This window comes from Halomonas sp. RT37 (assembly GCF_040070525.1).
Classification (GTDB): domain Bacteria; phylum Pseudomonadota; class Gammaproteobacteria; order Pseudomonadales; family Halomonadaceae; genus Halomonas; species Halomonas litopenaei.
The window spans coordinates 1504043-1516330 of record NZ_CP098827.1 but is presented as its reverse complement, the minus strand read 5'-3'; the positions used below and the strand labels follow the sequence as shown (position 1 = coordinate 1516330).

Sequence of the window (12288 nt, the reverse complement as noted above, 5' to 3'; positions counted from 1 at the left end):
AACCACCACAGGGAGAGGAAATGAGCACGAACACAGCAAGCCCGGCGCAGCGGGCCTCATCCAGCACTGCCCGCCTCTATCGCATGAAGACCGCGGATCACCTCTGCCCCTTCGGCCTCAAGACCTTGTCGCTGCTCAAGCGCAAGGGCTACCAGGTCGACGACCACACCCTGACGTCACGTGAGGCCATCGACCGCTTCAAGCAGGAAGCCGACGTGGACACCACCCCCCAGGTGTACATCGGCGACGAGCGCATCGGCGGCTACGAGGAACTGCGCCGCCACCTCGGCATGAGCGTGCCCGGCGACAAGGAAGTCAGCTACCGTCCTGTCATCGCCATCTTCGCCACGGCCCTGCTGATCGGCCTGGCGGTGGGCTGGGTGTCCGGCCAGTCGCTGGTCTCAGTGCGCACCATCGAGTTCGCCGTCGCCTCGGCCATGGTTCTGCTGGGCCTGCAGAAACTGCAGGACGTGGAAAGCTTCAGCACCATGTTCCTGAACTACGACCTGCTGGCCCAACGCGATGTACGCTACGGCTACATCTACCCCTACGCCGAAACACTGGCCGGGATACTGATGCTGGCAGGCAGCCTGATCTGGATCGCCGCGCCTGTGGCCCTGTTCATCGGTACCGTGGGGGCCATTTCGGTGTTCAAGGCGGTCTACATCGACAAGCGCGAACTCAAGTGCGCCTGCGTCGGCGGCAACAGCAACGTTCCCCTGGGCTTCGTTTCCCTGAGCGAGAACCTGATCATGCTGCTGATGGGCCTGTGGATGCCGGCCAAGGCACTGTTAATGTAAGACACACCTGACCTGACGGTTCCAGACGAACAGCATAACCCCGCCAGGCATTGCCTGGCGGGGTTTCCTTGAGTGGCAGCCATGTCCGCAGAGGCATCAAAACCAGACGCGTAGCCCGGCAACCACTGCGGTGTCCTCCACTTGATCGCCTTCATCACGCGCCATATCGGCAGTATCACCATAAAGTTTCTGCCAATAGGCGCCGATATAGGGCGCGAACTTGCGATGTAGCTCATAGCGAAGGCGCAGGCCGGTGCGCAAGGAATTGAATCCCTCCCCTACACCGAACTCCTCGGCATCATCGAACGCCACTTCCATTTCCAGGCGAGGCTGCAGATAAAGCCGCTGGGTCAGTCGCAGATCATATTCCTGCTCCAGACTCAAGGAGGTATCACCATCGTCACTGACACGAAGATCCAGCTCGGTTTCCAACCGGTAGGGCGCCAGCCCCTGCAGACTGATCACGCCGAAATAGCGCTCGGGATGGTCATCGCTGCCAAGCCCGCCCTGATAGCCAAGCCCTCCCTGTAGCTCCCAGAAGTCGGCGATCAGTCGGCTATACAGCAGATCCAGCGATTCAAATTCCGCATCTTCGCCATCCCCTTGGGTATTGTCACCTTCCCCCTTCAGGTAGACGCGATGAACGTCGCCTCCGTACCAGGCCTGAAAATCCCAGGTTACTGCCTCGCTGTCTTCAGACGGCCAGACGTATTCCAGACGGTCGACCAGCACCGAGCCACGCAGATGTTCCTGCATGGGCGACGGCCAGTGATCTGGCGCGTCGTAGCCATCCTCAGCCAGCGCCAGCGACGACAACCCCAGGCCCGATAGCGCTGCCAGGCAAATACGGCCCACACGAATTTCCATGCGTCATCTCTCCTCAGGCAACCTTGACGACGCGGAACATGCCGGCGTCCATGTGATAAAGAAGGTGGCAGTGGAACGCCCAGCTGCCCTCGGCATCCGCCGTGATCAGTGCAGAAAGGCGCTCGCCTGGCTTGACGTTCAGGGTGTGCTTGCGCGGAATCAGCTCACCGGCACCATTCTCCAGCTCCATCCACATGCCGTGCAGGTGGATCGGGTGCTCCATCATGGTGCGATTGACCAGGATGAGGCGCAGACGCTCGCCCTTGTCGAAGTGGATCGGCCCCGAGACCTCACTGAATTTCTTGCCGTCGAAGGACCACATGTAGCGTTCCATGTTACCGGTCAAATGAAGCTCGAGTTCGCGACCAGGAGGACGACGGTCAGGCCATGGCGCGATGGCCTTCAGGTCCTGATACACCAGCACACGACGCTCGCGGGCATCCAGGCCGATTCCAGGCTGATCGAGGCGGGAGCTTGGCTGCGCCACGCCCACCGGCAGCATGGCTGTACCAGTGGCGCTCTCCGTACTGTCCATCTGAGCGTGATCCATTCCCGCCATGCTCGAGTGGTCCATACCGGTCATCGAGCCATGATCTATGCCGCCCATGTTCGAGTGATCCATACCAGCCATCGAGCCGTGATCCATACCGGCCATCGAACCGTGATCCATACCAGCCATCGAGCCGTGATCCATGCCCTCGTGGGCTCCCATGGCCTCCATTCCTCGATCGGCAATACGTCGGCGTTCCGGCAGCGGCGCCACCATCCCCATACGCGGCGCCAGGGTCCCCCTGGCAAAGCCGCTTCGGTCCATGGACTCGGCAAAGATGGTGTAGGCCACATCGTCTTTCGGCGTCACCAGAACGTCATAGGTTTCCGCCACCCCGATGCGGAACTCCTCGACGGGCACGGGCCGAACCGGCTGGCCGTCGGCCGCCACCACCGTCATTTCGAGCCCCGGAATCCGCACGTCGAAGTAGCTCATGGCGGAGCCATTGATGACACGTAGCCGCTGCGTCTCGCCGGGGCGAAACAGGGCAGTCCAATTGTCATTGGGAGAATGACCGTTGAGCAGATAGGTGTAGGTGGCGCCGGTAACATCGGCGATATCACGGGAGCTCATGCGCATCCGGCCCCACATGGCACGCGCTTCCCAGGTGGAGGCGAGCCCCTGACGGTCCACATCGGCGATGAAGTCTCCCAGGGTGCGCTCCTGGAAGTTGTAGTACCCCTCCCCGGTCTTCAGGTTGTGGAAGATGGTCGAGGGGTCCTCGAAACTCCAGTCGGTCAGCAGCAGCACGTGCTCGCGGTCATAGCGAAAGGGTTCGCGCTGTTCGGCGTCGATGACCAGGGGGCCCACATGGCCAATCTGCTCCTGCAGTCCTGAGTGGCTGTGGTACCAGTAGGTGCCGCTTTGACGGAGGGGAAAGCGGTAGTTAAAGGTTTCACCCGGCATGATGCCGGCAAAGCTCACGCCGGGGACGCCATCCATCTCCGGCGGCAGGAGAATGCCGTGCCAGTGAATCGAGGTGGGCTCGTCCAGCAGGTTGGTCACCCGCAGCGTCACGTCCTGCCCTTCCTTGAGCCGGATCAGGGGGCCAGGGCTGGTGCCGTTGAGGGTAATCGGCCGTGCAGACTGGCCAGCGATGGGCACGCTCTGGCGACGTATGGCCAGCGAGATATCCGGACCGCTTTCCACCCCCTTGGGGTAACTCGAGGTCTGTCCCCAGGGGTTGGCCCAGGCAGGCGCCAGACCGAGGGCGGCGGTGCCGATTCCCAGGGCTGCGCTTCCCTTGATGAATCCTCGTCGTGATAGCCGATGTGGCGGCAGAAGTGTCGTCGACATGGGTGCTGTCTTCCTGTGCGATGAACTTCTGCCATCTTCCATCGCCAAGCTGAAAGCCAGCTGAATCCTTAGGCGCTGTCCGAAAAGTCGACGAGCGAAGGTTAGACAAGGCAAAAATCGGTGAGAAAGCGCAGTTTACGGGGTGTAAATGAGCATTTTGATCCGATTTTTAACGCCGTATTACCGAGCGCAGGCACTTTTCAGACAAGCCCTAACGCACGGCCTCTCTCTCGGAGGTTGACGCCAGCGCCAACGGCAAGCGGATGGTCACCTCGAGTCCACCGCTGGGCGGCGCCTGAAAGCCGACCTCTCCCCGGTACTGCTCGACCAGTTCAAGCAGAATCGACAGGCCAATGCCGTTGCCTGGCCGCCCTTCATCCAGCCTGTGCCCTCGCCGGCCCAACAGCGGCAGCAACTCCGCCGCCACTCCGGGGCCATCATCCTGGATCTTCAGCTCTAGACATCGCCCCAACGTCAGCGCGAGCCACACCGACTGGTTGGCCCACTTGCCCGCGTTGTCGAGCACGATGCCAATCATTTCCAGGAAGTCCTGTCGCTCCATCTCGATGCAGGCATCCTCGGCGTCCCCGAGGGCCATGACGAAGCGCTTGTCGGGGTACAGGCTTCGAAACATGTCAAAAAGCTGGTCGAGTTCCCGCTTGACCCGGGTGTGCTGGCCGCCACCGGGGCCCGCCAGACGCGCCTGACGCAGATGGGACTCCATCAACTCCTGCATCAGCGTCAACCGCTCCAGCAGACGCTCACGGCGGGATTTATCAAGCTCACGCTTGCTGCGCAGCGCCTGCATCACCGCGGTCAGAGGGGTCTTGAGCGCATGGGACAGGTCTGCAACGGCGTTACGCGAACGCACCAATCGGCGCTCCTGGCTGTCCATCAGACGGTTGAGCTGCGAGACCAGAGGGCGGAACTCCTGCGGCACCTTCATTCTGAGACGCTGTCGCTGACCACTTCGCAGCTCGGCCAGCTGGCGCTGCAACAGATCCAGTGGCCGCAGGGCGGCATTGACCGCCAACCCGTTAAGCAGCGAAAGAGCCAGCAGCACCAGACCTGCGATGGCGCCAATCCACCAGTGCAGGGCCGCAAGGCCTTCCTCGACGCTGTCGAAGGATTCTCCGATGAGCAGCACCCCAGGCCTGCCGTCCACCGTAAAGGTTCGCCTCAACACCAGCAGGTGACGTCCCTCCAGGTGTACATCCAGCAGCGACCTGTCAGGCCCATCCAGATGGGGCGTCAATGCCGACAACCAGCTCGGATGGGAGGTGGTGACGAGCTCGCCGCGCTTGAGCACGTACAGGTGATGAAAGACCTCGGCCGACAGGCTCGAGGGCAAGGTGGGGGCCGGTACCGGGTCTGCGGCTTGACGCAGTTGCGCCAGGCGATACTCCGCCTCCTGCCGCAGTCGGTCACCCAGAAAGTCCCGCGCGGTCTCGCGCAGCAGCAGGCCATGCATGAACCAGGTCAACCCCATGACCAGCAGGGACACCGCCCCGAGGCTGACCAGCAGGCGCAGACGGAGACTATTGCGTCTAATGCGAAACAAGCACGTACCCCTGGCCACGGCGGGTCTGGATGACATGCTTGCCCAGCAGACGCCTCAGGCGCGCGATATAGACCTCCACCAGATTGGGCGCCGGGGCATCCTGCTCCAGGGCGTAGAGCTGATCGAGCAGCTTCGTCTTGGAGTGCACCCGGTCAGGGTGGTGCATCAGGTAGCGCAGCAGGCAGAACTCGGTGGCGGTAAGCGTCTGCCATGGGCCTCCCGCGCAACTGACCTGGCGCTGCTCCTCGTCAAGGCGGATGCCATTGACGATCAGCCGCGCCGTCAATTCGGTACGCCGCCGCAGCAGCGCCTGTATCCGCGCCAGCAGTTCCTGTTCGTGAAAGGGCTTGGTGAGGTAGTCATCAGCCCCCCGACGAAGGCCGTCCACCTTGTCCTGCCAGGCATCGCGAGCCGTCAGGATCAGCACCGGAAGGCCTAGGCCGTGTTCACGCTGGAACTCGAGCCAGTCGAGCCCCGAACCATCGGGCAGGCCGATATCCAGGATCATCAGCGCATACTCTTCGCTGTGCAACAGCGCCTTTGCCACGCTCAGTCGCTCGGCAACGTCGACGCGATAGCCATGATCATCCAGCGTATCCTTCAGACTCTCGCAGAGCAGGTCATCGTCCTCGACCAGCAACAGCTTCATCACCATCATCTCCCTGCCAGCGGGCCCAGGCATGCCACGCCTCACTCGAGCCGGACGGGGTGGCCCCGTCCCAGGCTTGCCGCCTATTCTCCCACACTCAGGGTGCCATGCATGCCCGCTTCAAAATGTCCGGGTACATTGCAGGCGAAGGTCAGCGATGCCCCCTGCTCCGGCGCCTGCCAGACGAGCGTCCTGGTCTCTCCCGGCGCCAGAGTCACCGCCGGCATGTCCATGGCACCGTGCATCTGACTCATGTCGTGGCCGTCACCGTGCATGCCATGCCCTCCCCCCGAGGCCATCTCACGCATCATCTTGCGGTGTTCGTTCTGTGCCTCGGCGGAGCCGATCACGAACTCGTGCTCGAGCTGACCGCTGTTGGTGACCTCGAAGGCCACCACCTCCCCGGGGGCAACGCTCAAGCTTTCCGGATCGAACCAGATATCGCCAGCCTCGACGGCGATGGTGCGATCCGCCTGATCGGGGTCCATGGCCTCCGATTGAGCGTGGCCGGGACCTGCCAATGCCTGGGTCGACAACAGGCCAAGAGCGACCACCATCAGTGTGCTGCGCATGACGTCATCCTTCCGTTTTGGGTGTCTCCCTCTGTTTGTAGCGCAAGAACCTGAATCCATACTGAATCGGCGATAGATGGCCATGCGGTTCACTGCGCCTACGAATGCTTCCACTGTTCCAGCAGCAGATCGATAAACAGCTGGGCGGTGCCCGAGATACTGTGCACGTTGCTGCGTACCAGGCCGATGGTGCGCTGGATGCGTGGCTCCGGCAGCTCCCGCGAACACAGGATCTCGTGATCCGGGCCCGGCATGGTCATGCGCGGCAGAATCGCCACCCCCAGGCCCGACTCCACCAGCCCCAGCGAGGTGGACAGATGCTGTACTTCGTAGAAGCTGTTGAGGTGGATGCCCTCGGCGGACAGCGCATTGTCCAGCAGGGTGCGATTGCCGCTGTCGCGACTGACGGTGATCAGCCGCACCTGCTCGAGGTCTGACCACTCGATTTGCTCCCTGGCCGCCAGAGGGTGATCGGAGCGCAGCGCCAAGACGAAGGGGTCTCTCATCAACTGGGTGAAAGACACCTCAGGCCGCTGGGCGCTGAACATGTTGATGCCGAAGTCGGCCTCGCCGCTGATGACCTTCTCGAGACCCTCGTTGGCGCTGACATCCAGAATACGAATACGGATGCCCGGCCAGGCCTCGCTGAACCCCCTGATCACGCTTGGCAGAAAGTAGAAGGCAGCGGTCGGCAGGCAGGCGATGGTCACGGTGCCGGTCTGGTGGGTGGCCAGCTCGCGGATACCGAGGATCGAGGACTCGTACTCTTCGATCATCCGTCGCGCCCGAGGCAGAAAGTCGGCGCCTATCGGCGTCAGCCGGGTACGCCGGGTGGTGCGCTCGAGCAGGCCCACCTCCAGCAACTCTTCGAGCTTCTGGATTCGCCGTGACAGCGCAGGCTGCGACAGGTGCAGGCGCTGAGCCGCCTCATGGAAGGAGCCCAGCTCCGCGACCTGAATGAAGGCCTGCAGATCGAGAAATTCAAGACGGTGCTGCATCGGGTCACTCTTGCATGAAGGCTTTTGGACTAATAACCATAGTGCATTAATCCTTTTTTTGCATTGATAGACACCAAACTTAGCATTTGAAGCATCAATAGGCGCCTGACAAGCTGATACCACGACCTCCAACAACGGCGTGGCATCACGATGATGAACAGCATCCCCTGCATGATCATGCGCGGCGGCACCTCCCGCGGGCCCTTCCTGCGCATGAGCGACCTCCCCGACGACGAGCCCGCCAGGGCGGAAATCCTGATCAGCCTGATGGGCTCCGGCCACGCCCTGCAGATCGACGGGATCGGCGGCGGCGACCCGCTGACCAGCAAGGTGGCCATCGTCGAGCGCTCCAGCCACCCGGACGCCGACGTGGACTACCTGTTCGCCCAAGTGGACGTGCTCAACCGCCGTGTCGACTTCAACCCCAACTGCGGCAACATGCTGTCTGCCGTCGGCCCCTACGCCATCGAGTCCGGCCTGGTGGAGCCGCAACCGGACTACACCCTGGTGCGGGTACGCAACCTCAACACCCAGCGACTGATCGAGTGCCACGTACCCACCGACGCCGGCCAGGTCCGCTACGACGGCGACACTCGCATCAGCGGTGTCCCCGGCAGTTCCGCCGCCATTCAACTGAGCTTTCTCGACATCGTCGGAACCAAGACGTCGGGACTGCTCCCAACCGGCCAGGCCGCCGACACCATCGACGGTGTCACCGTATCCTGCCTGGATGCAGCCACCCCGATCATCATGATCGACGCGCGAGAGCTTGGACTGAGTGGCCGCGAGACGCCGCTCGAGCTGGACGCCGACAGCGACCTGCTCAAGCGTCTGGAGAGGATCCGTCGTCATGCAGGAGAGCTGATGGGGCTTGGTGACGTCAGCGACAGCGTGCTACCGAAGCCAGTGCTGGCCTCGCCCGCCGAGGATGCCGAGCGCACCCTGTGCACCCGCTACTTTGTCCCCCATCGCTGTCACAAGGCGATCGCTGTCACCGGTGCCATCGCTGTGGCGAGCGCCGTCAGCGTCCCTGGCACCGTCGCCAATCGCATCGCCATCGATGCAGGGCAACTCAAGGCCGGTGACCTCAAGGCGGCCGTCAGCCTGGAGCACCCGTCGGGCTTCATCGATCTCCAGGTGGAGCACCGCGACGGCGACCCCGGCGATATCGCCCGAGCCTCATTGATCCGCACCGCCAGAAAGATCATGAGCGGCACCCTGTTCTACGCCCTGCCCGACCCTACTCTGCCCGGTACGCCTTCCAGCCGCCCCGGCCCGGACTGATCAGCACCGACAAGGACGCTGCCGGCTGCCCGAAGCGCCGCCGCGCCCGACAACCACAACCGCCATAACAATCACCACCTCCCCAACAGACATAACAATCGTCACAACGACCGTCAGGAGACACGCCATGATGACCCGTAAACCTTCCTCGTTCACCGCATCACGCCTCGCCTTGTCCCGCGTTACCAGGGCCGCGGCACTCGGCATCGCCATCGCAGGCGCCAGCCTCGCCGGCAATGCCCAGGCCGCAGAGGTCGAGGTACCCGCCAATATCAAGTGGACCGTGCCGTTCGGCGTCGGCGGCGGCACCGATGTGTGGGCGCGCTTCTTTTCGCCCTGGCTCAGCGACTATATCCCCGGCGAGCCGACCATCATGATCGACAACGTCCCGGGAGGCGGCTCGATCAATGGCGCCAATCTGTTCGCCATGCGCGCCAAGGCCGACGGTTCAAACTGGCTCGGCACATCGGCCTCCACCCAGTACCCGGCGATGCTGGATGATCGCCGCGTACGCTATGACTACAGCGAATGGACGCCGATCCTGGCGACCCCCACCGGCGGGGTGGTCTATGGCCAGCCGAGCCTTGGCGACACCGCCGACGCGGCGATCGATGCCCTGCTCAGCCAGCCGGTCAAGCTGGCCGCCCAGAACCCGACCGGTCTCGAGCTGCCCGTGCTGATCGCCCTCGACCTGCTCGGCGCCGACGTCCAGGCGGTGTTCGGTATGCGTAGCCGCGGCGAGGGACGACTGGCCTTCGAACGCGGCGAAGCGGACATCGATTTCCAGACCAGCTCGGCCTACCTGAGCAACGTCACCCCGCTGGTCGAGTCCGGCAAGGCAGTGCCGCTGTTCTCGCTGGGCCTGCTCGACGACGACGGCAAGATTGTTCGCGACCCGGCCTTCCCCGACCTGCCGACCTTCAACGAGGTCTACCAGGCGCGTCACGGCGAGGCGCCCTCCGGGCCTGCCTATGAGGCATTTCGCAAGTTCTTCGCCTCTGGCTTCGCCCTGCAGAAGCTGATCATGGTGCCCAGGGACACCCCTCAGGAGCTGGTCGACGCCTACCGTGACGCTGCCCGCGAGTTCGTCGCCACCGATGAGTTCAAGCAGGACGCAGAGGCCCAGCTCGGCCCCTATACCCCGGTCATCGGCGACGTCATCCAGCGCCACCTGGAAGACGCCATGTCGATCGATGAGGCGACCCGTGAGTGGCTGGCCAAGTGGCTCGAGGAGAAGCACAACGCCAGGATCTGACACCGTTCGGGAAGCGCCGGCCGCGACGGCCGGCGCCTCCTGGCTCAACGACTTCAACAACACGCCCTCGGGCGTCACCAACAACTCGAGAGCCACACGCCATGCTTGATATCCTTCTTTCCAGCCTGGGACAGCTGTTTACCCTGTCCCATCTGCTGTTCATGACGCTGGGGGTGCTGGTTGGCCTGGTCGTCGGCATCATTCCAGGCCTCGGCGGCATCGCCGGCATGTCACTGCTGCTGCCCTTTCTCTACGGCATGGAGCCAACGGTCGCACTCGGCATGCTGATGGGCCTGGTGGCGGTCATCCCCACCGGCGACACCTTCGCCTCCGTGCTGCTGGGCATTCCCGGCTCCAGCGCGTCACAGGCCACCGTCATCGACGGTTTCTCCCTGGCCAAGAAAGGCCAGGCCGCACGGGCCCTGTCCAGCGCCTTTCTGTCTTCGATGATCGGCGGCCTGATCGGTGCCGTGGTGCTGACCGGCTTTATCCTGATCGCAAGACCACTGGTGCTGTCGTTCTCGTCATCGGAACTGTTCATGCTGACCCTGCTCGGGCTTTCCATGGTGGCGGTGCTGTCGGGAGCCGACCTGTTCAAGGGTCTGGCCGCCTGTGGCCTGGGTCTGCTGGTGGGCGGTATCGGCATGGCACCGGCCACCGGAGAATTTCGCCTGAACCTCGACATCGACTACCTGTTCGATGGCCTGCCGCTGGTGGTCGTCGGCCTCGGCATCTTCGCCCTGCCGGAGATCATCGATCTGCTGGTCAAGCGAGGCGCCATCGCCGAAAAGCCCTGCCGTCTCGGCGAAGGCTGGCGTCGCGGTATCCAGGACGTCGGCGAGCAGCGCGGGCTGGTCGCACGCTGCGCCGCCATCGGCAGCCTGGTCGGCACCATTCCGGGGCTCGCTGGCTCGGTGGTGGACTGGCTGACCTACGGCCATGCGGTGCAATCGGCCAAGGACAGCTCCGAGTTCGGTAAGGGGGATATTCGCGGCGTCATCGCCCCGGAGTCGGCCAACAACGCCTGCGCCTGTGGCGCCATGGTGCCGACCTTGCTGTTCGGGGTGCCCGGTTCAGGCACTGCGGCGGTGTTCCTGGGCGGCCTGCTGCTGCTCGGCCTGCAGCCCGGGGTCGGCATGATCGAGACCCATCTGGACCTGACCTACACCATCATCTGGTCGCTGGCTCTTGCCAATATCCTCGGCGCCGCGCTCTGCCTGGTCCTGGCTCGCCCCGTGGCCAACCTGACCCGGGTGCCCTTTGCCACCCTGGCGCCGCTGATCACGGTGCTGATCATGTTCGCCGCCTTCCAGGCCACCCGCGCCACCGGCGATCTGCTCGCCCTGGGTGCCATCGGCGTGCTTGGCGTGCTGTTCAAGCAGGCCAACTGGTCACGTCCGGCCTTCCTGATCGGTTTTGTGCTGGCACCGGGCGCCGAGGCCTACTTCTACCAGGCGGTCCAGTTCCAGGGCACCGACGCCTTCCTGCGCCCCGGCGTGCTGATCATCGGCGCCATGATTCTTGCCGCCATGTTCATTCCGGTGATCGGCAAGCAGATCAAGAAGCGGCGTCAGCCGATGTCGGTGGGCGCCGCGGCCACCGAGCCTAAGCCCGACGCTGAATCCCATCGTCTTGGGATCATCGATATCGTGCTGCTGGTAGCCCTGCTGGCACTGGCGGCCAGCGCCTGGGTCAACGTCTCGGAGTTGTCACTGATCGGCGGCATCATGCCGCGGCTCGCGATTGCCATCATGGCCCTCGCCTGCCTGGCCGAGATCGTCCGCAGCGTGGTACGTCGCCCCCGCTGGGAGCGTCAGACCTTCGCCCGAGAAGCCATCTGGCTGGTCGGCTTCTTTGCCCTCGTCGCCGCCATGCTGACGCTGGGCTTCATCACCACGGCCACACTGTTCACCCTGGTGTTCCTGCTGGCCATCGCCAAGCTCAAGCCCTGGGTCGCGGTGCTGATGGCGCTGGGGGTACTGGCATTCCTGCTGGCCATGGCAGAGTTTCTGACCCTGACCTATCCCCAGGGAATCCTCGACCCGCTGCTGTTCTACTGACCCCCGAAGCGACCCGCAGCAGCCCTGCGAGTACGAAAGCCACCGCTGTACACCGTTGTAAAGAGATAAGCCCCGCCTCGGCGGGGCTTATCCTGTAAAGACGTGCGTGAGGGGAACACCATCGAGGTCGACGAGCATCGTCAACGGGGCTCGCTCGCTGGCCGGGCTATCGAGCATAGCGAGAGCCACGAACTTGGCCTGAGCCACCTCGAGATTCACCCGCGTCGGCAAGATCCCCTCTGGCGGCAACGAGCCTTAGGAAAACGACTGACTGTCAGCCGCCTGGTGGCTACGATTGGACTCGGGCGTGCCATCTGGACATGACCGCCGTGTTCCGGCTAGCTTCACAATAGGTCGCCTGAGCTCGGAGCTGCTATTCACACTACTTCCTGTCAG

General features: G+C 63.5%; 10 protein-coding genes. 4 read left to right on the top strand and 6 right to left on the bottom strand.

Annotated features, from left to right (window positions below; translation table 11 throughout):
* Positions 1-20 precede the first annotated feature (20 nt).
* Positions 21-800, top strand: a complete 780-nt coding sequence (locus NFG58_RS06745) for a glutaredoxin (protein WP_213228301.1) — start codon at positions 21-23, stop codon at positions 798-800.
* A gap of 96 nt (positions 801-896) precedes the next feature.
* Here the strand turns inward: NFG58_RS06745 and NFG58_RS06740 are convergent, their stop codons facing one another.
* The 6 genes from NFG58_RS06740 to NFG58_RS06715 all read right to left on the bottom strand — a co-directional run bounded on the left by NFG58_RS06740 (position 897) and on the right by NFG58_RS06715 (position 7293).
* Positions 897-1667 carry a copper resistance protein B gene (locus tag NFG58_RS06740; RefSeq protein ID WP_108449902.1) on the bottom strand — a complete coding sequence of 257 codons (771 nt, stop codon included), beginning with the start codon at positions 1665-1667 and terminating at the stop codon, positions 897-899.
* A gap of 13 nt (positions 1668-1680) precedes the next feature.
* Positions 1681-3513, bottom strand: coding sequence for a copper resistance system multicopper oxidase (locus NFG58_RS06735; RefSeq protein ID WP_348827828.1), 1833 nt, complete (start codon positions 3511-3513; stop codon positions 1681-1683).
* Positions 3514-3724: 211 nt separating this feature from the next.
* Positions 3725-5074 (bottom strand): ATP-binding protein, encoded by a 1350-nt coding sequence (locus NFG58_RS06730; RefSeq protein ID WP_261394976.1) that lies wholly within the window; start codon positions 5072-5074, stop codon positions 3725-3727.
* Positions 5061-5756, bottom strand: coding sequence for a response regulator transcription factor (locus NFG58_RS06725; RefSeq protein ID WP_240184300.1), 696 nt, complete (start codon positions 5754-5756; stop codon positions 5061-5063). The genes NFG58_RS06730 and NFG58_RS06725 overlap by 14 nt, the downstream gene beginning before the upstream one ends.
* A 50-nt stretch (positions 5757-5806) precedes the next feature.
* Entirely contained in the window at positions 5807-6295 is a 489-nt protein-coding gene (locus NFG58_RS06720; protein WP_348815722.1) for a plastocyanin/azurin family copper-binding protein, read from the bottom strand.
* A gap of 98 nt (positions 6296-6393) precedes the next feature.
* Complete coding sequence (locus NFG58_RS06715; RefSeq protein ID WP_045994126.1) at positions 6394-7293, bottom strand: LysR family transcriptional regulator; 900 nt, start codon at positions 7291-7293, stop codon at positions 6394-6396.
* A 150-nt stretch (positions 7294-7443) separates the two neighbouring features.
* On the opposite strand from NFG58_RS06715, the gene NFG58_RS06710 reads away from it, so the two are divergent.
* The 3 genes from NFG58_RS06710 (at position 7444) to NFG58_RS06700 (ending at position 11892) form a co-directional block, all read left to right on the top strand.
* Positions 7444-8577, top strand: coding sequence for a 4-oxalomesaconate tautomerase (locus NFG58_RS06710; RefSeq protein WP_045994125.1), 1134 nt, complete (start codon positions 7444-7446; stop codon positions 8575-8577).
* 127 nt (positions 8578-8704) lie between these two features.
* On the top strand, positions 8705-9832 hold the full coding sequence (locus NFG58_RS06705) for a tricarboxylate transporter (RefSeq protein WP_348827827.1): 1128 nt from the start codon (positions 8705-8707) through the stop codon (positions 9830-9832).
* 101 nt (positions 9833-9933) lie between these two features.
* Positions 9934-11892, top strand: a complete 1959-nt coding sequence (locus NFG58_RS06700; protein ID WP_348827826.1) for a tripartite tricarboxylate transporter permease — start codon at positions 9934-9936, stop codon at positions 11890-11892.
* Positions 11893-12288: the final 396 nt, after the last annotated feature.